Below are 23,890 nucleotides of genomic sequence, written 5' to 3'. Positions count from 1 at the left end.
CAAAACTCCGCGTGTGGAATGACGCAAACATACTAATATTTGATTCTTTTTCAAGTTATTTTCTGCAATCTTTTAATGTTTACATTGATTAAAATTTTTCTTACCTTCAAGGAACTCGAGACTGTTTAATGTAGCACGCACTGCAAAAGTCCCATAGTTTAAACGAAGATCCCGCATAACACCATTTTCATATAAGAGGAAACTGGTGTTATAAACCGGCAAACCATCCTTTTTCTCTTCATCATCAAAATAAGAGATTGTAACAGGCCAATACGCTTTCCCAGCTAATTTTCCCATTTTTTTTGTTTCATCATCAAAGGAATGTGTTTTCTTTTCTCCTATAACGACACTTTCTTGTACAGCCTTTTCCGCTTTATCTGTTCCATCAAATACACGAACATGGTAAAAGTGATTGCCTGCTCTTGCATGGCGAATAATGTTTTTGAGTTGCATAATCGGAAACTCAGCAGTCTCAAGTTTGTATTCTTTTTCCTTTGGTTTCTTTAATTTTACGATAATGCCTTCCTGAACACGTTCCGCGACTCCTTCAGCACTATGTCTAACTTCTTGCCCAACCTGATCTGTAACATTAAAGCGGAATATACGACTGTCACCTGTCTCATAACTCGTCGTCTGTTGATCCGTGATACGGACCGGCATATCTTCAATATACATACGACTGATAAAGCGAAAACGCGTGCTATACCCTTCACATACCGAACCAGTTAACTCATAAACCATTCGTCCTGACATCCCCGAGATTGTCATTTCATGAGAAACACTATCGAGTTGAAAATCATAAATTGCTCGATGAGGTGCAATAAAAATAGAGTTTTCAGCTTTCGCCATCGATAAAAAAGCAACATATAAAGTTATTACAAATAATGATCTGATCATTCCCAAATTCCAATTCTATCCCCGTGGCATAACATCATACCATAAGGCAAAAAAGGGTTGTTTCTTAATTAACCACACATTTTCTTAAATTGAAAAATGGTTTATACAATGAGTGGATTTATAAAAAACTCTGGAGTTTAAATTATGACTAACGCGATTGAAGTTCACCTAAAAAAACTTGGTGTCACCCTTCCTGAAGCCGCACAGCCCATTGCCAATTATGTCACAGCCTTACAAAGCGGTAACCAACTCTTTATTTCTGGACAATTGCCCCTTTGTGATGGAAAGCCAATAGCAATCGGTAAAGTTGGTGCAACCGTTAGTGCCGAACAAGCCAAAAAAGCAGCTGAAATGTGTGCTCTCAATATTCTCTCACAAATCAAAGCAAATTTCAGTGATTTAAATAGAATAAAACGCGTGGTAAAAATCACTGTTTTTGTTGCTGTTGCCCCCCATTTTACCGATATTCCTCTTATCGCCAATGGCGCTTCTGACTTATTCGTCAATATTTTTGGCGACGCTGGAAAGCATGCTCGTTCCGCTATTGGTGTTACTTCCCTGCCTATGGACGCTCCAGTAGAAATTGAAGCTATCATAGAAGTCTAAACGTGATCAATGGCGATGATATCTAAAGGAAATTGAAAGCAAAATTTTTCTTTTTTCAATACTCTATTTATCTTTGCCTTTTTCAGTTTTAAATAAAAACGGTATAAGGAGCTATTTATATGAAACAAACTTATGACGATAACAATATCTTTGCTAAACTGATTCGAAATGAAGTCCCTTCTGTTCGTGTTTATGAAAATGATGATATCATTGCATTCATGGATATCATGCCACAAGCCCCAGGTCATACATTGGTAATTCCTCGAAAAGGCTCTAGAAATCTGCTGGACGCAGATACTGAAACATTATTTCTAGTTATTAAGGCAGTGCAAAAAATTGCCAAAGCTGTCAAAAAAGCTTTTCAAGCAGATGGTATAACCGTCATGCAATTTAACGAAGCAGCAAGTCATCAAACCGTTTATCATCTGCATTTCCATATTATACCACGTATGGAAGGAGTAGAGCTGACTCCCCATAGTAGCATAATAACACCTACAGAAATACTGGAAGAAAATGCAAAAAAAATCCGCGCCGCCCTTTAAAACACTCTTAAAATGTTGAGCTTTTTTTCTTTACGTGTTTTTTTGTAGGATTTACTGTTTTTTTACTCTTTGAACCAACAAATATAACGGAATCTGAAATCTTTAATTGCAGTTTTTCTTTTCCTCCATTGGTTTTTTGTGTCGATATGCGAACCATGCCACCATTGCGCAACTTACCAAATAAAATTTCATCGGCTAATGGCTTCTTAATATGTTCTTGTATAACGCGACCCAATGGACGTGCTCCCATATGAGAATCGTATCCTTTATTAGCAAGCCAAATCACTGCAGAAGGACTTAATTCAACACAAATGCCCCGGTCTGCCAATTGCGCTTCAAGTTGAAAGATAAACTTTTGCACGATCTGATTGATAATTAACTGAGACAAAGGAGCAAATGGAATGATCGCATCTAGCCGATTACGAAACTCCGGTGTAAAAAGCCGATTAATTGCTTCCATATCATCACCATCGCGACGCACTTTGCCAAATCCGATAGCTGACTTCGCCATATCTGAAGCACCAGCATTGGTTGTCATAATCAAAATAATGTTACGGAAATCAATTTTTTTACCATTATGATCCGTTAGTCTTCCATAATCCATTACCTGTAATAAAATATTAAATAATTCTGGGTGCGCTTTTTCAATTTCATCCAGCAATAAGACAGCATGAGGATTCTGATCAACGGCATCTGTAAGAAGACCTCCTTGATCAAATCCTATATAACCTGGAGGAGCTCCAATTAAGCGTGCTACGGTATGCCGTTCCATATATTCTGACATATCAAAACGCAACAATTCAACACCTAGAGAGGATGCAAGCTGTTTTGCAACTTCAGTTTTTCCGACACCTGTTGGTCCTGAAAATAAATAACTCCCTATTGGTTTATCTAATTCGCGTAACCCTGCTCGCGCCAATTTAATCGATGACACTAATGCAGAAATGGATTGATCTTGACCATAAACAACATTTTTAAGTTCTCTTTCAAGTTTACTAAGCATCTTCTGATCATCACCAGAAACTGTTTTTTGTGGAATCCTTGCCATAGAAGCAACAATCGCCTCAATTTCTTTAACACCTATACTTTTTTTCCGTTGTTTTTTTGGTAAAAGCTTTTGTGCTGCACCACTTTCATCAACAATATCAATCGCTTTATCGGGCAACCTGCGCTCGATCATATAGCGTGACGATAATTCTACGGATGCTTTCATCGCTTGATCTGTATATTTAATCTGATGGAAATCCTCAAAATAGGGTTTTAAACCTTGCAAAATTTTAATTGCTTCGGCGATAGAAGGTTCATTAACATCAATCTTTTGAAAACGGCGCTCTAAAGCACGATCTTGTTCAAAAATTTTGCGATACTCTCTGTAAGTTGTTGAACCAATACATCGAATAACTCCTGAAGATAATGCTGGTTTTAAAAGATTTGCCGCATCCATATTTCCCCCTAATGTAGCCCCTGCTCCAATCAAAGTATGAATTTCATCAATAAATAAAACAGCGTCTGGATACTGCTCAAACTCTTTTATAACTTGTTTTAACCGTTCTTCAAAATCACCACGATAGCGTGTTCCAGCAACAAGTGATCCCATATCAAGTGAAAGTATCGTTACATTTGATAAAACTTCAGGAACACGCCTATCAATAATGCGTTTTGCTAACCCCTCAATTATAGCCGTTTTGCCGACTCCAGGATCACCAACTAAAAGCGGATTGTTTTTTGATCTTCGACACAAAATCTGAATCATGCGTGAAATTTCTGCTTCACGACCAATTAATAAATCAACTTTTCCATTACGTGCTTTACAATTGAGATCAGTACAATAATTTGTCAGTGCACTCGTGATCTTTTCATCATTGTCTGAAATCTGGTGATCTAATTGCTCCTCAAGCCCCTCAAGCAGCATGGATAATCCATCATCCGGTGTGATGCCATGTGAAATAAAACGCACAGCGTCATAGCGTGTCATTCCCATCTCTTGGAGAAAATATGCCGCATGACTTTCATGTTCAGAAAAAATGGCTACAAGGACATTTGCTCCCGACACTTCATCTTTTCCAGCTGATTGAGCATGTATTACTGCACGTTGGATAACACGCTGAAAAAACGTTGTTGGTTTTGTATCCTTATCAGCTCTCATCTGCATATTCAATTCTGACTGGATATAATTGGTCAAGCGCTTTCGCAACTCCTCTACATCAACCTGACAAGCCTGAATAACTAAGCTTGCATCGGCATCATCTAGCAAAGCAAGCAGAAGATGCTCTAATGTTGCATATTCATGCCGCGCTTGTGTTGCAATTGTTAAAGCGCGATGCAAAACTTCTTCAAGACTGGGTGTAAAAGATGGCATAATCCCTCACTTCCATTTCATTATACATCAAAGTGAATGTTGATTTTGACACGGAAACTCCCTAACTTTTGTTCTCTATTTTGGTAACTTCATAATTATAAGTTCTACATTCACCTCATTCCATTCTAATAAATACTCATATAATATCTGTTACCTCTTCAGAACTAAAAAAAATCAAGATAAACACAATAAAATCTGTAGAGGAAAAATCATCATTCAATAAAAACACGCCATAGAGCTTAACCTGTTGAAATTTTTGTCTAATATTTCTTATCATAATAGCATTATGTCTGCTTTTATCCCAATTTTTGCCCTTTTCATCGTGCATAATATATACATGGGATTTGTTATCTATTTTTTTACCATCATCATTTCCAAGGGGGAAGCTTCCATTAATTTTAAGTTCTTTCGTAACTATTGCAATAGCTGTTTGTACAAAGAAGAGGACTTTCTTTAACTACTCAATTAATATAGGAACGCATAAAATAATTTCTGTAAACAAATTGGTAATATCATTCGTCTAGAATGTATCAATAAGCTGTAAATAAAGAGGCTTTACAAAATTTTCGTGGAGAAATAGGATATCACTAGTGTATATTAATTGTCTAAAAATCATACGTTGCTATAGAGTGATGGCAATTGTTTTTCTTATTTTAGCTCATTCTTACTCCTGTGCAGCGGCTACTCCGCATGGAGCATATCCTGATAAGTATGCTGCTATTGTTATAGATGCAAATACAGGAAAAACTCTTTTTCAAGCCAATGCAATGCTAAAACGCTACCCTGCTTCTTTGACAAAAATGATGACACTATACATACTCTTTGAAGCTATGAATATGCGTCGTGTGACACCTAATACTCCAATCCCTATATCCCACCGTGCAGCAGCGCGTCCACCAACAAAACTTGGAATTAAAGCAGGACAAACAATTTCTGCAGAAGCTGCTGCTAAAGCGCTTATAACAAGATCAGCAAATGATGTTGCTACTGCTATCGCCGAATATCTTGGTGGCAATGAAAAAAAGTTTGCTCGAATAATGACGGCTAAAGCCCGCAAACTCGGAATGAAGCATACACACTTTGCAAATGCTTCAGGACTACCGGATGTACACAATTATTCCACGGCACGGGATATGGCCACTCTATCATTAGCCTTGCGAAAACATTTCCCAAAACAGTATAAGTTATTTAAAATAAAGAGTTTTTCTTTTCATGGGCATACAATTAGCAGCCACAATAAACTCGTCAAAATAATGAAAGGAGTCGATGGAATAAAAACAGGCTATACACAAATGTCAGGTTCTAACTTAGCAACTTCGATGCGTCTTAATGGACGTTCCATTGTTGCTGTTGTTATGGGAGGCAAATCTTCTACTGCGCGTGATGCGCATATGGCTAGCTTATTAAGCCAATATTTGCCACAAGCAAGTCAAATGAAAAATAATGGACATTTAGTAGCTTCTGCACACTATAATTTACCCACTGGGGCAAACGCCCCTATACCGATCGTTAAAGCTGAGCCAACCAATTCAGATGATGAAATTTCCCCTCTGTTGACAGCATTTGCAGAGCAACCTAAAAACTCCAATATGGCTATAGCTGCTGTAAATAAAGTCATTATACCAATTCCCAACCCTCATAAAACCACACCTGATGAGACGAAAATTATGACAGCTTCTTTATTCACAAACACTGGATGGGCTATCCAAATTGGTTCTCTACCAGGTAAAGAACAAGCAAAAACTTTGCTTTTAAAAGCGAAAAATACAGCTTATTCTGCTTTAAAGAATGCATCTTCGCATATGCAAATATTTGAAAAAAGTGGACGACGTTATTACCGTGCGCGATTTATTGGTTTCCAATCAAAAAAAGCCGCACTCAATGTTTGTTCTGCATTAAAGAAAGCAAATTTTAACTGCTATACTGTAGCTTACTGAGAGTTTTTGGATTCGCGTTAAGGATAGTACCATGACCCACAATGCTTTTGCTTCTTCCCCTAAAAAAGAAAAAAACTTGAAGCAATCGTCTTTCCTTTCATTGCGCTCTCTTCACGATGCTGTCATAAAATTAGCTTCTTTAAAATCGACTCCAGCAACATTAGATACACAGTCTTTTGTCAACCTTCTTATTTGTCAAACAACGCGGAATCGTCGGATTATAATGCCTCCTGTACGTATTCATTTACGTGTTGTAAGCCAAACTGGTAATGTACCTATTAAAATTCATCTCGGTGCAACCAATCTTTAACTCCATAGGTATTTTTTTGAGATTCTTTTGTTTATTAAAAATAATTCATATTTTTCTTATGATTTTTAAACCCTCTTTGGAAGAGAGCTTATCTTATTTAGATTAGTAAAAACAATATTGATAATTTTTTGTCCAACTCTTAGAGAGGACTTTAATGTCCTCTTTTTTATATGAAAAGTATCAAATGTTGATTTATTTTTGGATCTAATATTAAAAAATATCCTTATTTTTGATAAAAAACAGAACTTGAATTGAATACATAACTTGCTCATTGGGGAGAGTACTACCATAAAAACTCAATGAAAAAAATTCAATAATGTAAAAAACTGTCTTTACTACACATATTGTACAAAATTTTTGAAATCATTTTCTAAAATTATGTACTTTTTAAATTATAAAATAACTTAAAAATAAAACTCTTTATAACTTCGCCTTTCATTTCTCATTACCGTCCATTAAGCTTAAGTACAACACGTATTTAATCCTTGTATTTTATTAGCTAAAAACTGTCATCATCTCTATTGAATAGATACTCATATGCCACCATGATTGTTACGCTTAAATAATTTTCAAACATAGTAATCCATCCTTCACAATAGCATAAATAAATTCAGCTGATTATTTATACTAGTGAAAAAAATAGGAATATATCGCCATATAAAATAGTTTGATGTGGTATAAAAATGATAACTTGTGAACAAATATCCAATTATCAAACCTTATTGAATACACCTTATAAAGACAGTTCGCCATTTTATAATTTGAACGAGCATATCAAATACAGACATATTCTTTCATTTCAAACCTTTTTACAATAAATCAGTAAAAAATACCTTCTTCTATAAGTGAAAAAGCTATGTGAATAAAAACTCGCTTTAAGAAAGCGACTAAAACACCTTTTATGCTTCATCTTAACCAAAAACAACTGATAGATAATATTAGAAACTGCCAAATATCATAGTGATACCTTCTGCATCTTTATAAGTGATAAAATATCTCATAAAAATTTACTAGATTAAATGTCCATTGCACATTTTAACAAGAGATAGCGTTCACTGCGAGGCCTGCTTTACTTGTTTCTTTATAGTGTTCACTCATATCATGCCCAGTTTGGCGCATTGTTTTTATACAAGCATCGAGAGAAACAAAATGATCTCCATTACTATGTAAAGCAAGAGAAGAAGCTGTCACCGCCTTAACAGCACCCATTGCATTACGTTCAATGCAAGGAACCTGTACAAGACCAGCAACCGGATCACATGTCATCCCCAAATGATGCTCAAGTGCAATCTCTGCGGCATTTTCAATTTGAGCTGGTGTACCCCCTAATGCAGCTGTCAACCCTGCAGCTGCCATTGAAGATGCTGTTCCAACTTCACCTTGACACCCTACTTCTGCACCGGAAATAGAAGCATTATGTTTGATGACACCACCAATAGCTGCTGCTGTTAACAAAAAATTATGTATCCCTTCTCGACCTGAATCATCACAAAACTGAAGATAATAACGCAAAACTGCAGGTACAACACCGGCCGCTCCATTCGTTGGAGCTGTAACAATACGTCCTCCAGCCGCGTTTTCTTCATTCACAGCCATAGCATATACTGAAAGCCAATCATTTGCCCAAAGTGGGTAACTGCGATTTTTCTTTTGATTCTCTAAAAGAATTTCATGCAATTTTTTAGCACGCCTTGGGATCCGCAAACCACCTGGTAACTCACCTTCTTGCGAAAGCCCCCTATCAATACAATTTGTCATAGCTGAAAAGATTTCATCGAGCCCTCTATCAAGAGAAGAGTGGTTCATCTTTGTTTCTTCGTTGAGACGCTTCATGTCAGCAATTGAAATACCTGACTTTTCTGCCATTGATAACATTATACGTGCAGTATCAAAGGGATATGGAATCTCAGACGTTTCTTGTTGTAGACCATTATTCATATGGTCTAACTCATCCTCAGTCACAACAAAACCACCACCGATAGAGTAATAAACCTGCCGCAAAAGAACATTTCCATCAGAATCGAGGCCTTCAAACGCAAGTCCATTCGCATGCCCCGATAAAATTTTTTTTCGTTCAAAAATAAGATCCTTTTGCAAATCAAATTGGTAAGTAGGATGGCCTTCTGGTTGCACCTTTTTTTCATGTGTAACCTTTTCTAATAAAAATTCCATACGATTAGGATCAACAGTAGAAGCTTTTTCTCCTAACAGTCCTAGTACAACCGCCCTATCTGTAGCATGGCCCACTCCCGTAAAAGCCAAAGAACCATGAAGATAAACACGTATACGAGAAACTTTAGCTTCAGATAATTGGGAACTCTTTTTTACAAGAATCTCTTGCAAAAACATATTAGCTGCAGTCATTGGCCCCATTGTATGAGAGCTTGAAGGACCAATACCAATCTTAAAAAGTTCAAAAACAGATAAAAACACACATCACCCCCAAACGACATATAGTCTAAGTATATGCTTTTTTATTACACTTGTCTTTCTTAAAATTAAATTGTGAGATAAACTAAAAAAATAATGGCAATAAATACGAATGTTGCCCGTCTTGCGACGACCCAACACTTCCCCTCTATAGCGTTTCCCATAGCCAACCTTCAAAATGGACAATGATTCTAGAGTCACTACTCCTTTGATATCCCGAACGTAATAAAATAACTCTTGGCATGCAACATTAAAATTAGAAAAGAATGAGAAATCCTCGTAAAAATATTTATATAGTCCCTCAGACTCTTTAAAAATCGCGCTTATTTACATAAATAATACTCTCTGTAATTGTCAAATAAAGCGTACAAAATTGTCGATTGGTTCGCGTTCAGTCTCAAAGTTGTTTTCTGGAGCACTCCTGTCGCAATAGCCAAGTGCCATACCACATATAATTTTCCGATCAGAAGGTACTGACAAAAGAGTCCGAATTTGTTGATGATAATCAGCAAAAGCTGCCTGAGGACAAGTATCTAATCCAAATCCACGCGCTGCTAACATAATAGTCTGCATAAACATGCCCAAATCAAGCCAGCTTCCAATTTCCATATCGTGATCCATTGTAAACAAAAAACCTACAGGTGCACCAAAAAATGAAAAATTACGCGCCTTCTGATGAAGCATTTTTTCTTCATCACCTTTTTGAATTCCAAGACTCTGATAAAGATCTAAACCAACTTTTCGGCGCCTTGAAAGATAAGGTTCACGCCATTGAAGAGGATAATAATGATACTCACGCTCTCCTTGTACACCTGAGAGTACCAACTGTGAAAGTTCTTCTCCTACTTTCTGCAATACTTTCCCCGTCAAAACAATAACTTGCCATGGCTGAATATTTGTTCCAGATGGTGCACGTGCTGCAAGCCTTAAAATTTCTTTGACCGTTTCTTGTGGAACTGGCTGATCCGTAAAAGCGCGAATTGATTTACGTGATAGGATAGATTGAAAAATATTAGAAGAAACTGTCATTATTTTTACTTTCTCTTTGAAAACTAAACTTGAATATCGTTATTTACTTATTCAAACCCAATGTATTTCTAAAAAACTTCGCAGCTTTTCTTGTCGACTTATTTTTGTGCGTAGTCCCCACATCAAACTACACAGCCAATAGGCTGTTCATAAGAATAGCAAACACAACCTCTCATCTCTTTTAACAACAAGCAAAACACAAAAAGGTAGTGAACACAACACACTTACAGAACAAACAACGCCTATTTCAGATGGCTAAACTCTGGAAAAAACTTCTTCAAGGCATTCCAAATTATATAGAAATATCAGTATCTCACTGTATTTATTATAAACTAGCTCGTTTTATCATCCCTTGCCATTAATCTTCTTAAGCCTTTTTGTCATCAGATTCTTTTTCAACCATATATAAAATAAGGAAAGTTTTACTCTTTTAGCGCATAGTATCTGTTTTAATTTATAACGACTCGTTTTCTTACAAAAACCTACCCCTCCGTACCAAAAAATATATAGAATCTTTCTTTTCATAAGAAAGCGAAACCTGAGCCGTTATCAAAAAATCACGTCTCAATCGACCAATTAAATAATATTGGTACATTTTATTATTCTGTTTTATGGTTGACATCACCAGAAATATATCGCTTTTTAAAAAGCTTTAGTGTATACTATAACCACTATTTTTCTAAATTATTAAATATAAAACTTTTTTAGCGTGAAAAATGATATAATAGGAAATCAATTATTTTTCAGATTACAAAAAATTTGTGGGTGTTCATTATAACGCCTATTTACCCTTTATAAAGACTACTCATTAAATAAGCTTTAAAACCTGCTATTGCCCATTTTCAGATAATCTATCCTTTTTCCTGAAAATACCATGAACTATTATCTTAAACAATTTTCAACTTTGAGTGCCTTGAAAATCTCCTCTATCTAACTGTAATAAATAAAAATATGAATATCATTATAAAATAAACGACCCAAAATACTTAAAATAGTAATCATCTTATAGTTTTTACATTTACATAATGTAAAGCATACCAACACCTTGCATTTTAAGATAAAAAACGTCCGAATTCTAAATTCGGACGCTCTCACATTACTCTTTTTTGGCATATATTTAAGTTATTCAGTCGCCGCTTCTGCTGTCATATTTGTCAACATAGCCTTAGCTGTTTCATTATTGCTTGCTTTACGCCGCTCATCAACAATTAAATCATCACGAACTGCCGCAATACGGCGGATTTGCGCAATAGTTCCCCCAGTGCCTGCAGGAATAAGACGACCAACAATAACATTCTCTTTAAGCCCTTGCAAAGTATCAATTTTACCAGAAACTGCTGCCTCAGTAAGAACTCTCGTTGTTTCTTGAAACGATGCTGCAGAAATAAAGGAAGGCGTTTGAAGAGATGCCTTCGTAATTCCAAGAAGAATAGGCGTGCCAGATGCCGGCCTCTTTCCTTCTGCAATCAAGTTATCATTAATTTCCTCAAGCTCAATACGATCAACATTATCGCCTGGAATATAACCGGAATCTCCCGATTCAGTAATTTCAACTTTTTGCAACATTTGACGAACAATAACTTCAATGTGCTTATCATTGATTAAAACCCCCTGTAAACGGTAAACCTCTTGAATTTCATTAACAAGATAAGATGCCAAAGCTTCAACACCTTTAATCGCTAAGATATCATGAGGCGCTGGATTACCATCAAGGATATAATCTCCTTTTTCAATTTGATCACCTTCTTGGAAGTGGAATAACTTACCCTTTGGAATCAAATATTCTACAGGCTCAAGAGTTTCATCATTTGGTTCAATAATAATACGACGCTTATTCTTGTACCCACGACCAAATCGAATTGTACCACTGACTTCAGCAATAATTGCATGGTCCTTTGGACGCCGCGCTTCAAAAAGCTCAGCCACACGTGGCAGACCACCTGTAATATCTTTTGTCTTGGCACTTTCCATTGGCAAACGAGCAATAACGTCACCCGCCTTAACATGAGCACCAGGTTCAACAGGTAAAATGGTTTCCACAGACATCATGTAACGGGCTTCTCCCCCCTTATACAGTTTAGCAATGGCCTCTCCACTTTTATCTGCGTGAATAACAATAGCTGGTTTTAGATCAGCCCCCCTCGGATTAGCACGCCAATCTGTCACCAAGCGCTTTGTAATACCTGTAGATTCATCAGCGGTTTCAATCACTGATAAACCATCAATCATATCTTCAAATCCTACATATCCTTCAACTTCAGTTAAGATTGGACGTGTATAAGGATCCCACTCCGCTATACGCTGTCCACATTTAACGACATCACCATCATCAACAAAAATATGCGCACCATAGCTGACACGATGCACCACACGTTCTTTCCCAGCATCATCTTTGATAAGAATAGCCATATTACGCCCCATAACCACCAAATGCCCCTCAGAATTACGGACTACATTGCGATTACGAATCTCTACTGTACCTTCATAAGATGCTTCTAAATGAGACGTATCAACAACCTGCGCGGTTCCTCCTAAGTGAAAAGTACGCATAGTCAACTGAGTCCCTGGCTCACCAATAGATTGAGCAGCAATAACACCAACTGCTTCACCCTGATTAACCGGAGTCCCACGGGCCAAATCACGACCATAACACTTGGCACAAACACCAAGGCGTGTCTCACATGTTAAAGCAGAACGGATTTGAACAGACTGAATACCAGCTTCTTCAATCTTAGCAACATCCGCTTCCTCGATCATAGTCCCCCCTTCAAGGATCACTTCTCCGGAAACTGGATGCAAAATATCAACCAATGCTGTACGACCAAGAATTCTTTGTCCAAGAGATGCAACAATTTGTCCTGCATCAACAATTGGTTGCATGGTAAGCCCTTTTACCGTGCCACAATCGACCGCTGAAATAATGGCATCTTGTGCAACATCAACAAGACGCCGTGTTAAATAGCCAGAGTTGGCCGTTTTTAATGCAGTATCAGCAAGTCCTTTACGTGCACCATGGGTCGAGTTAAAATACTCGTTAACGGTTAGACCTTCCTTAAAGTTTGAAATAATTGGTGTTTCAATAATTTCACCCGATGGCTTTGCCATTAATCCACGCATCCCAGCCAACTGCTTCATCTGGTTAGAGGATCCACGTGCTCCGGAATGTGACATCATATAAATCGAGTTCATGGGCCGCTGACGACCTGTTTTAGGATCAAACTCAACAGCCTGAATACGTCTCATCATTTCATCAGCAACGCGATCTGTACATTTACCCCAAGCATCTACAACTTTGTTATATTTCTCACCTTGCGTAATGAGACCATCATTATATTGCTGCTCGTATTCTTTAGCTAAAGTTTCTGTCTCTTCAACCAAACGCGACTTACTATCAGGAATAACCATATCATCCTTACCGAATGAAATTCCTGCACGACAAGCATAAGAAAAACCAAGCTGCATGATACGGTCACAAAAAATAACCGTCTCTTTTTGTCCACAATGACGATAAACTTGGTCAATCATTTTAGAAATATTCTTTTTCGTCATTTCTTGATTGACGATATCAAACGATATATCCGGATTCTTTGGTAAAAGCTCTCCAATAATCAAGCGACCAGGTGTGGTATCATAAAGTTTAGCAACTTCTTTCCCATCTCTCCTCATATTTTTAACACGACCTTTAATTTTTGTATGAAGAGTCACAACCTTATTTTCCAAAGCATGATGCAATTCACCTATATCGGCAAAAGCCATTCCCTCACCAGGTTCTTTTTCAGAAACAATCGAAAGATAGTAAAGACCAAGAACCATATCTTGTGATGGAACAATAATGGGCGCCCCATTGGCTGGATGAAGAATATTATTGGTTGACATCATTAAAACACGCGCCTCAAGCTGTGCTTCAAGCGAAAGCGGAACATGAACCGCCATCTGATCACCATCAAAATCAGCATTAAAAGCGGTACAGACCAATGGATGAAGTTGAATAGCTTTTCCTTCAATCAGGATAGGTTCAAAGGCCTGAATTCCCAAACGGTGTAATGTTGGTGCACGATTAAGTAAAACAGGATGCTCACGGATAACCTCATCTAGAATATCCCAAACTTCCGGATGTTCTTTTTCAACAAGCTTCTTTGCTTGCTTTACCGTTGATGAATACCCTTTTGCATCAAGCCGTGCATAAATAAATGGTTTAAATAATTCCAATGCCATTTTTTTGGGAAGACCGCATTGGTGCAATTTTAATTCAGGTCCCGTCACAATAACAGAACGTCCTGAGTAATCAACACGCTTCCCAAGCAGATTTTGACGGAAACGCCCTTGTTTACCCTTTAGCATATCTGAAAGAGACTTTAGCGGACGTTTATTTGCTCCAGTAATCACACGCCCACGCCGACCATTATCAAATAATGCATCAACAGCTTCTTGCACCATACGCTTCTCATTGCGTACAATAATCCCAGGAGCGCGTAATTCAATCAACCTCTTTAAGCGATTATTACGATTGATGACACGCCGGTAAAGATCATTCAAATCTGATGTCGCAAAACGACCACCATCAAGCGGAACCAGTGGGCGTAAATCAGGTGGAATGACTGGAATAGTCTTCATAATCATCCATTCTGGTTTATTGCCAGACTCCAAGAAATTCTCAACAATTTTAAGCCTTTTAATCAGCTTTTTCTGCTTTAATTCTGAAGTTGTTTCGGATAACTCTGCACGTAAGTCATTCGCGATTTTTTCTAAATCCATACTTGCCAGAAGCTCATAAATAGCCTCAGCACCAATCATAGCTGTAAACTGATCCTCCCCGAATTCATCAACAGCAAGCGCATATTCCTCTTCAGAAAGAAGCTGATGAAACTTAAGAGACGTCAATCCTGGTTCCGTTACAATATAATTTTCAAAATAGAGAACACGCTCAATATCCTTCAAAGTTAAATCTAAAAGTGTAGAAATACGCCCTGGCAAAGATTTAAGGAACCAAATATGAGCAACCGGTGCAGCAAGTTCAATATGCCCCATACGTTCACGACGCACGCGCGAAAGAGTGACTTCCACACCACACTTCTCACAGATAATACCTTTATATTTCATGCGTTTATACTTACCGCATAAACACTCATAATCCTTAATAGGGCCAAATATACGTGCACAAAAAAGACCATCACGCTCTGGCTTAAAAGTCCGATAATTAATAGTCTCAGGCTTCTTAATCTCACCGTATGACCAAGACAAAATCTTTTCAGGACTCGCAATGGAAATACGAATAGAATCAAATGTCTGCGCTGGCGCTTGAGGATTGAAAAGATTCATGACCTCGTGGTTCATGCCGTTCTCCTTCAAAGATTTTTAGAACCTGTTATAATATCTTAAATAACTTTATCACAGATCTTATTTAAAACCTATTTCTACCTTTTAAATTGCCTGTACTCTCAATAAAAGTTTTTTTATTGGCTTTTCAAGGCAATCAAAGCGCACTCTTTCCAGTGCGCTCCTTAATCTTCTTACTCTGTTGTATCAGACAATTCCCGCTGTGCAATCAGTTCACGTGCATCATCAAGCTCTACATTAAGAGCGAGTGAACGCATTTCTTTTACTAACACGTTAAAGCTTTCTGGTATACCAGCCTCAAATGTATCATCACCACGTACAATTGCTTCATAAACCTTTGTTCGACCAGCAACATCATCCGACTTTACAGTCAACATTTCCTGCAAAGTATATGCGGCACCGTAAGCTTCTAGTGCCCAAACCTCCATTTCACCAAAACGTTGACCACCAAACTGGGCCTTACCACCCAATGGCTGTTGTGTAACAAGTGAATATGGACCAATAGAGCGCGCATGAATCTTATCATCAACAAGGTGATGTAACTTCAGCATATAAATATACCCCACTGTTACCGGACGATCAAAAGGCTCCCCAGTACGACCATCGTAAAGCGTAACCTGCCCTGAACTATCTAGGCCCGCATCCTCCAGCATCATATTGATATCGGTTTCATGAGCTCCATCAAAAACAGGCGTCGCAATTGAAACCCCTTTCCTCATCTGCTGGGCTAATTTGTAAAGACTTTCATTATCATACTGACGTACCGGTTCATTACGATTATTATCAGGCATAAAATTCTCGATACGCTGACGCAAAGGAAGTATATCCCCAGTCTCTTTATATAATTCTAGCAAATCTCCAATTTTTTTACCCATGCCGGCACATGCCCACCCAAGGTGGGTTTCAAGGATTTGCCCAACATTCATACGACTAGGAACACCAAGCGGATTTAATACGATATCAGCATGCGTTCCATCCTCAAGAAACGGCATATCTTCTACCGGAAGAATACGTGACACGACTCCCTTATTACCATGACGCCCAGCCATTTTATCACCTGGTTGAATTTTGCGTTTCACAGCCACAAAAACCTTTACCATTTTCATGACACCAGGAGGCATTTCATCGCCTCTTTGAACCTTTTCAACTTTATCCATAAAACGACGTTGTAAAGCTTCCTTTGATTCATCATACTGCTTACGCAAAGTTTCAATTTCATTCTGAAGCTTTTCATCGTCAACAGCAAATAACCACCATTGTGAGCGCGGATATTGCCCCATTATTGTACTGTCAAGCTTCTGACCACTTGAAAAACCTTTTGGTCCCTCGATAGCCACTTTGCCTATCAACATATCTGTAAGACGTGTATAAACATTGCGGTCAAGAATCGATTGCTCATCATCACGATCTTTAGCTAAACGTTCAATTTCCTCACGCTCAATTGCCATTGCACGTTCATCTTTTTCCACACCGTGACGGTTAAAGACACGAACTTCAACAACAGTTCCAAAAGTCCCAGGAGGCATCCGCATAGAAGTATCACGAACATCTGAAGCTTTTTCTCCAAAAATTGCACGCAAAAGCTTCTCTTCCGGTGTCATAGGGCTTTCACCTTTTGGGGTAATTTTACCAACCAAAATATCACCAGGTTGAACTTCAGCACCAATATAGATAATACCAGCCTCATCAAGATTTCTTAAAGCTTCTTCTGCAACGTTAGGAATATCACGTGTAATCTCTTCAGGACCAAGCTTTGTATCACGCGCCGCCACTTCAAATTCTTCAATATGAATTGAAGTAAAAACATCATCGGCAACGATGCGTTCGGATAACAAGATAGAATCTTCATAGTTGTACCCATTCCAAGGCATAAATGCCACAAGAACATTCCGCCCAAGAGCTAAATCACCAAGATCCGTAGATGGACCATCTGCGATAATGTCCCCCTTCTCTACTCGATCACCAACATGCACGAGAGGACGCTGATTAATACAGGTAGACTGATTAGAACGCTGGAATTTCTGTAAACGATAAATATCAACGCCAGATTTTGAAGAGTCTACCTCTTCTGTCGCACGGATAACAATACGTGTTGCATCCACTTGATCAACAATACCACCACGCTTCGCACTAACCGCAGCACCAGAATCACGCGCAACAACCGATTCCATTCCAGTACCAACAAATGGCGCTTCAGAGCGCATAAGAGGAACCGCCTGACGCTGCATGTTCGATCCCATCAACGCACGATTGGCATCATCATTTTCTAAAAATGGAATAAGGGCTGCTGCAACTGAAACCAACTGTTTTGGTGAAACATCCATCAAATCCACATTTTCACGGGGAGCCATCAAAACTTCACCTGCATGACGACAAACAACAAACTCTTCTATAAAACGCCCTTCAGAATCCAACGAAGAATTAGCTTGAGCAACATAATGCTTTGATTCTTCCATAGCTGATAGATAAATAACTTCTGTTGTTACTTTACCATCAATAATTTTACGATATGGACTTTCAATAAAACCATATTTATTAACACGTGCAAATGTCGCTAAAGAATTAATCAAACCAATATTAGGACCTTCTGGTGTTTCAATCGGACAAATACGACCATAATGTGTAGGATGTACATCACGAACCTCAAACCCTGCACGTTCACGCGTTAAACCACCTGGACCAAGAGCAGAAAGGCGCCGTTTATGGGTAATTTCTGACAATGGATTGGTTTGATCCATAAACTGTGATAACTGTGAAGACCCAAAAAACTCGCGAACAGCTGCTGCTGCAGGCTTCGCGTTGATCAAATCCTGTGGCATGACTGTATCAATTTCAACCGACGACATACGCTCTTTTATCGCACGCTCCATACGAAGTAAACCAATGCGATACTGATTTTCCATCAACTCTCCAACTGAACGAACACGTCGATTGCCAAGATTATCAATATCATCAATTTCTCCGCGACCATCACGCAATTCAACCAACATCTTCACGACAGCAAGAATATCTTCTTGGCGCAAAACGCGAACGGTATCTGGACAATCAAGATCCATACGCAAATTCATCTTAACACGCCCAACCGCCGAAAGATCATAACGCTCTGGATCAAAAAATAAGGAATGGAACATAGCCTCTGCTGTATCCATTGTCGGCGGCTCACCTGGACGCATCACCCGATAAATATCAAACAATGCATCTTGCCGACTTTCATTTTTATCTACTTTTAAAGTATTGCGGATATAAGCCCCGACATTCATGTGATCAATATCAAGGATATTAATTTGATCAATATTAACATCAAACAAAATCTTTAGTGTCTTTTCATCAATTTCATCACCAGCTTCAAGATAAATTTCACCTGTTTGATAGTTAACTATATCTTCTGCGAGATAGCATCCTAATAAATCATCTTCACTGACTTTAACCGCTTTAAGACCTTTTTCAGCTAAAGACTTTGCAATACGAGCTGTTAATTTTTTACCAGCTTCAAGGACAACTTCACCACTGTCAGCATCCACAAGGTCAGAAATAAGCTTCATTCCTTTAAAGCGATCAACAGAATAAGGTGTACGCCAACCATTTCCATCCCGCTCATAAGCAATCTTATTATAAAATGTTGACAAAATATCTGACGCATCCATGCCCAATGCCATCAAAAAACTTGTCACAGGAATTTTACGTCTCCGGTCAATCCGAGCATAAATGATATCCTTAGCATCAAACTCAATATCAAGCCAAGAACCACGATAAGGAATAACACGAGCAGCAAAAAGAAACTTTCCCGACGAATGTGATTTCCCTTTATCATGATCAAAAAAGACACCCGGAGAACGGTGCATCTGCGAAACAATAACACGCTCCGTACCATTCACGATAAAGGTCCCATTCGCCGTCATTAAAGGCATATCACCCATATAAACGCCTTGCTCTTTAATATCTTTGATATCCTTTGACCCAGTATCCTCATCAACATCAAAAACAATTAAACGCAAGATCACCTTTAACGGCGCAGCATAGGTCAAATCACGCTGACGGCACTCTTCAACATCAAATTTTGGTAAATCAAATTCATAACCAACAAACTCAAGCATAGCTGTACCGGAAAAATCCGAAATAGGAAACACCGATTTAAAAACAGCTTGTAAACCTTCATCTGGTCGTCCACCTTCTGGTTCCTCAACCATAAGAAACTGATCGTATGACGCTTTTTGAACCTCAATAAGATTCGGCATCTCTGCCACTTCAGGAATCTTACCAAAAAATTTGCGCACGCGCTTACGACCATTGAATTGAGACATCATTGCTAGGGTCTGAGCCATCGTCGCTCCTTGATTTCTACTCTTCAAGGTAGACTAAACCTTGAAAGCTTTATGCCATTAACCTGCACACGCAGACCAGTTCATTTGATACCCGATACAAAGGCACCACTAACTTATCCCATCATACCAGCCATTTATTTACCTAGCTCTACGATGAGAGACTAAAAGAAAAAACCACCCCATGACAGAAATTACTGAATTCATTGGGAAAAGGTATCCTTTTATCATCTACCTTCTTTTTACAGAAAGGAAATCGGCGAACATAATTGTTCGCCGATTAAGATAAAATTACTTAAGCTCAACTTTCGCACCAGCAGCTTCAAGTTGAGATTTAATTTTCTCTGCTTCTTCCTTAGAAGCCCCCTCTTTAATAGGTTTAGGCGCACCCTCAACCAAATCCTTGGCTTCCTTAAGACCAAGCCCTGTGAGAGCACGAACTTCTTTAATAACATTAATTTTCTGCGCACCACCTTCAACAAGAATAACATCAAATTCCGTTTTTTCTTCAGCAGCTGGAGCGGCAGCACCACCAACAGCAGCAACAGCTACAGGAGCAGCAGCAGAAACGCCCCACTTTTCTTCAAGTAGCTTAGAAAGCTCAGCAGCCTCCAAAAGGGTTAGGTTAGAAAGCTCTTCTACGATCTTCGCTAGATCAGCCATTTTTAAATTCCTTCAATTAAAAGATTTGAACTATTATTTAAACATTTACAACTTATTCAAAAAAATAAAAAAGCACCAAAGCTCTTCTATAGAAATGAATATAAAACAGCCCTAAGCCGCCTTATCCTCCTGAGCATATGCCCCAATGACGCGTGCAACTTGACCAGCAGGCCCATTAACAATTTGCGCAATACGAGTTGCAGGTGTAGAAACCATACCCACAAGTTTTGCACGCAACTCGTTCAATGAAGGCAATGAAGCCAATGACTCCACCGCATCTACACTCAAACTGGTTGCACCCATTGAGCCACCAAGGATGACAAATTTGTCATTGTTTTTTGCAAAATCAACAGCAACTTTTGGTGCTGCAATTGGATCTTCTGAATAAGCAATAAGTGTTTGTCCAGTAAACAACCCCATTATTGATTCAGATTCCGTGCCCTGAAGAGCGATTTTAGCAAGACGGTTTTTAGCAACTTTAATAGCACCGCCAGCTTCACCCATTTTTGAACGAAGGTCATTCATCTGTGAAACTGTCAGACCAGAATAATGTGCAACAATAACAGAACCGGACTTCCGAAAAGCCTGGTTCAGCCACGTAACAAATTCGCGTTTTTCCGCTCTATTCACTGTCTCTCTCCATTTAACAGATTTGCTTAAAACAAATCTGTTTATTACCTTTGATAACATAAAATACTTCATGCCATCGGCGAGGATCCTGTCCCCTTTTCACGCACAACGATCAAAGGCAACTCTGGCTCAAACCCTTTAAGTTTCTTAACTCTCAGTTTTCACTCCAGTCTCATGCAGGTTTTTTTTGATTAAGATACTCAAACAGCACCACCCACAATCTCGGACAGGATATTCCGGAATTTCTTCCGGCACAACCCAGACTCGTTAAAGCCTAGATAACCCAATATCAATTAATATGATCCCCTCAAATACAATTCAGTATATTCACACACCTCAAAACAAAACTATATATACTTCTAAGCCTGCTCGGAACGAATTGTTGTAGGATCGACCTTAATACCGACCCCCATCGTTGAAGAAACTGCAACACGCTTGATATATTCACCCTTTGCACCTTGCGGCTTAGCTTTAATCACAGCACCGGCAAAAGCTTTAATGTTCTCTACAATTTTCTCAACACCAAAAGAAGCCTTCCCGATACCAGCGTGCACAATACCAGCTTTCTCAACACGAAACTCAACAGCACCACCTTTAGAAGCTTCGACAGCACTCGCAACATCAAGCGTCACAGTACCGACCTTTGGATTTGGCATCAAACTCCGTGGACCAAGAATCTTACCAAGACGACCGACAAGAGGCATCATATCTGGTGTCGCAATACAACGATCAAAATTAATACTGCCACCATTAATGCTTTCAAACAAATCTTCAGCTCCCACAATGTCAGCACCAGCAGCCTTAGCTTCTTCAGCCTTATCTCCACGTGCAAAAACGGCAACACGAATATTCCGCCCTGTTCCATTAGGTAAGTGAGCAACACCTCGAACCATTTGATCGGCATGACGCGGATCAACACCCAAGTTCATTGAAATTTCAATTGTTTCATCAAATTTAGCAACTGCACGCTCTTTTACCATCGAAACGGCATCTTTTAATGCATAAACTCCGCCAAAATCAACGCCTTTGCGGATATTCTTTATTCTTTTCGTTAATTTTGCCATAACACTAGCCCACCACTTCTAAGCCCATAGAACGAGCAGAACCTTCAACCATGCGCATTGCCGACTCAATATCATTCGCATTGAGATCTTTCATCTTCGCTTCTGCAATTGAACGAATTTTATCACGAGAAATACTACCTACAGAAACTTTACCAGGCTCTTTTGAACCAGATTTCAAATTTGCCTCTTTTTTCAAAAAAAACGATACAGGAGGCGTTTTTAAAGAAAAAGTGAAAGACTTATCTTGATAATAAGTGATGATTACCGGAATTGGCGCCCCCTTCTCCATCTCCTGCGTAGCAGCATTAAATGCCTTACAGAATTCCATAATATTAATACCACGCTGCCCAAGAGCTGGACCAATCGGTGGAGAGGGAGTAGCAGCTCCTGCAGGAACCTGCAACTTGAGCTGACCTATACTTTTTTTTGCCATAACAACCTGCCTTCAATCTTACCGGTACACCAGCAACTTAAGCTGCCGCACCCTACTGCAGCCAAGTGGTCCGGATCATTAAGCTGACAAAAGCTACAAATCACCTTCCACCAGTTAATTTAAAGCGATTAAAATCACTCTAAATTTAATCAGAGTTTCTCAACTTGATCAAAGTCCAAATCAACAGGCGTAGGACGCCCGAAAATGAGTACTTCCACCTTAAGGCGAGAACGCTCCTCTTCAACCTCTTGAACAACCCCATTAAACGAAACAAATGGACCATCCGCAACACGAACCTGTTCTCCAACCTCAAACAATATGGAGGATTTTGGAGCTTCAACACCTTCCTGAACCTGCTTAAGAATTTGTTCAACTTCCCAATCGGAAATAGGAACAGGACGCGAATCCGATCCCAAAAAGCCTGTTACTTTAGGAGTTTTCTTAATAAGGTGATAAACTTCATCCGTCAATTCAGCACGAATAAGAACATAACCAGGAAAAAACTTTCGCTCAGCATCAACCTTACGACCACGACGAATTTCCACGACACGCTCCGTTGGAACAAAAATTTTCTCAAATAAGTGATCAAGTCCTTTTTGCTTTGCTTCCTTATCGATAGCTTCAGCTACCTTCTTTTCAAAATTTGAATATGCTTGAACAATATACCAACGAGCAGCCACAGTCACACTTCCTTGCATTATCAACTAAAAAGATACTTTAGAAGATCAACACCCCGCCAAACACCAAAATGCATAACCTGATCTACAATAAAAAAGAAAGCTGAAGCCAATGCAGTTACAAATAACACCATAACAGTTGAAATCACTGTCTCACGACGTGTAGGCCACTTCACCTTAACTGTTTCTGCATAGACTTGCTTTAAAAAGGTAATTGGATTGCTCTTAGATGCCATCAGTCACACTACACTCTTTCTTTTTAACTTTACTTGTGATTACACAATAAAAACACATATGACAAAACTCAAAAAGCTAACCATCAGCTCTATACAGCTTCCCCATTGTTCTACTCAATACCGCTTCATAAACAAAAAAACAAGCCCCACACAAAGAAAAAGCGAAGAAGACAGCTAAAAAACACCTTCTCACAAAAGAACCCCAACCTCTTTGGCAGGGGCAGCAGGGCTCGAACCCGCGACCTGCGGTTTTGGAGACCGCCGCTCTACCAACTGAGCTATACCCCTACTAACTATCAAAAATTATACCTTCAACAGTCCTCAATAACCACTATTTACTCAATGATCTTAGAAACGATACCTGCACCAACAGTACGACCACCTTCACGAATAGCGAAACGGAGTTTCTCTTCCATAGCAA

The 23,890-nt window shown here is 38.8% G+C and carries 17 protein-coding genes and 1 tRNA gene; 4 read left to right on the top strand and 14 right to left on the bottom strand.

The genetic code is table 11. From position 1 onward, the window contains the following. Positions 1 to 72 precede the first annotated feature (72 nt). Positions 73 to 897 carry a cell envelope integrity EipB family protein gene (locus tag ABID23_RS04785; protein WP_354189857.1) on the bottom strand — a complete coding sequence of 275 codons (825 nt, stop codon included), beginning with the start codon at positions 895 to 897 and terminating at the stop codon, positions 73 to 75. Positions 898 to 1,041: 144 nt separating this feature from the next. Here ABID23_RS04785 and ABID23_RS04780 point away from each other — a divergent pair, with 144 nt between their 5' ends. Next, complete coding sequence (locus ABID23_RS04780) at positions 1,042 to 1,503, top strand: RidA family protein (RefSeq protein WP_354189855.1); 462 nt, start codon at positions 1,042 to 1,044, stop codon at positions 1,501 to 1,503. Between the two features lie 119 nt (positions 1,504 to 1,622). Beyond that, a complete protein-coding gene (locus tag ABID23_RS04775; protein ID WP_354189853.1) occupies positions 1,623 to 2,045 on the top strand; it encodes an HIT family protein in 423 nt (140 codons plus the stop codon). 7 nt (positions 2,046 to 2,052) lie between these two features. On the opposite strand, the gene clpA is transcribed toward ABID23_RS04775, so the two are convergent. Continuing rightward, positions 2,053 to 4,404, bottom strand: a complete 2,352-nt coding sequence (clpA, locus tag ABID23_RS04770; RefSeq protein ID WP_354189851.1) for an ATP-dependent Clp protease ATP-binding subunit ClpA — start codon at positions 4,402 to 4,404, stop codon at positions 2,053 to 2,055. Positions 4,405 to 4,994: 590 nt separating this feature from the next. Between clpA and ABID23_RS04765 the strand changes: the two genes are divergently transcribed. Both ABID23_RS04765 and ABID23_RS04760 read left to right on the top strand, forming a co-directional pair. Beyond that, positions 4,995 to 6,341, top strand: a complete 1,347-nt coding sequence (locus tag ABID23_RS04765; protein ID WP_354189849.1) for a D-alanyl-D-alanine carboxypeptidase — start codon at positions 4,995 to 4,997, stop codon at positions 6,339 to 6,341. Positions 6,342 to 6,372: 31 nt separating this feature from the next. Next, a complete protein-coding gene (locus ABID23_RS04760) occupies positions 6,373 to 6,651 on the top strand; it encodes a hypothetical protein (RefSeq protein ID WP_354189847.1) in 279 nt (92 codons plus the stop codon). A gap of 1,035 nt (positions 6,652 to 7,686) precedes the next feature. On the opposite strand, the gene ABID23_RS04755 is transcribed toward ABID23_RS04760, so the two are convergent. The 12 genes from ABID23_RS04755 to ABID23_RS04700 all read right to left on the bottom strand — a co-directional run. Beyond that, positions 7,687 to 9,084, bottom strand: coding sequence for an L-serine ammonia-lyase (locus tag ABID23_RS04755; protein WP_354189845.1), 1,398 nt, complete (start codon positions 9,082 to 9,084; stop codon positions 7,687 to 7,689). A 351-nt stretch (positions 9,085 to 9,435) separates the two neighbouring features. Then, a complete protein-coding gene (locus ABID23_RS04750; protein WP_354189843.1) occupies positions 9,436 to 10,110 on the bottom strand; it encodes a nitroreductase in 675 nt (224 codons plus the stop codon). 1,122 nt (positions 10,111 to 11,232) lie between these two features. Then, complete coding sequence (gene rpoC / locus ABID23_RS04745) at positions 11,233 to 15,444, bottom strand: DNA-directed RNA polymerase subunit beta' (protein ID WP_354189841.1); 4,212 nt, start codon at positions 15,442 to 15,444, stop codon at positions 11,233 to 11,235. A gap of 176 nt (positions 15,445 to 15,620) precedes the next feature. After that, positions 15,621 to 19,769, bottom strand: a complete 4,149-nt coding sequence (gene rpoB / locus ABID23_RS04740) for a DNA-directed RNA polymerase subunit beta (protein ID WP_354189839.1) — start codon at positions 19,767 to 19,769, stop codon at positions 15,621 to 15,623. A 288-nt stretch (positions 19,770 to 20,057) separates the two neighbouring features. Further along, complete coding sequence (rplL, locus tag ABID23_RS04735) at positions 20,058 to 20,429, bottom strand: 50S ribosomal protein L7/L12 (protein ID WP_354189837.1); 372 nt, start codon at positions 20,427 to 20,429, stop codon at positions 20,058 to 20,060. Between the two features lie 111 nt (positions 20,430 to 20,540). Beyond that, complete coding sequence (rplJ, locus tag ABID23_RS04730) at positions 20,541 to 21,059, bottom strand: 50S ribosomal protein L10 (protein WP_354189835.1); 519 nt, start codon at positions 21,057 to 21,059, stop codon at positions 20,541 to 20,543. Between the two features lie 359 nt (positions 21,060 to 21,418). Then, entirely contained in the window at positions 21,419 to 22,123 is a 705-nt protein-coding gene (rplA, locus tag ABID23_RS04725) for a 50S ribosomal protein L1 (RefSeq protein WP_354189833.1), read from the bottom strand. Positions 22,124 to 22,127: 4 nt separating this feature from the next. Next, positions 22,128 to 22,556 (bottom strand): 50S ribosomal protein L11, encoded by a 429-nt coding sequence (gene rplK, locus ABID23_RS04720; protein ID WP_354189831.1) that lies wholly within the window; start codon positions 22,554 to 22,556, stop codon positions 22,128 to 22,130. Positions 22,557 to 22,705: 149 nt separating this feature from the next. Then, complete coding sequence (gene nusG / locus ABID23_RS04715) at positions 22,706 to 23,236, bottom strand: transcription termination/antitermination protein NusG (RefSeq protein ID WP_354189829.1); 531 nt, start codon at positions 23,234 to 23,236, stop codon at positions 22,706 to 22,708. A gap of 20 nt (positions 23,237 to 23,256) precedes the next feature. Then, complete coding sequence (secE, locus tag ABID23_RS04710; protein WP_354189827.1) at positions 23,257 to 23,469, bottom strand: preprotein translocase subunit SecE; 213 nt, start codon at positions 23,467 to 23,469, stop codon at positions 23,257 to 23,259. A 212-nt stretch (positions 23,470 to 23,681) separates the two neighbouring features. Continuing rightward, positions 23,682 to 23,757, bottom strand: a tRNA-Trp gene (locus ABID23_RS04705). Between the two features lie 47 nt (positions 23,758 to 23,804). Further along, the coding region (locus ABID23_RS04700; RefSeq protein WP_483416251.1) for an EF-Tu C-terminal domain-related protein at positions 23,805 to 23,890 on the bottom strand (86 nt) is incomplete at its 5' end.

Origin of the sequence: Bartonella silvatica, from assembly GCF_040545155.1 — a bacterium.
GTDB lineage: Bacteria > Pseudomonadota > Alphaproteobacteria > Rhizobiales > Rhizobiaceae > Bartonella > Bartonella silvatica.
This window is presented reverse-complemented; position numbering and strand designations above follow the sequence as displayed.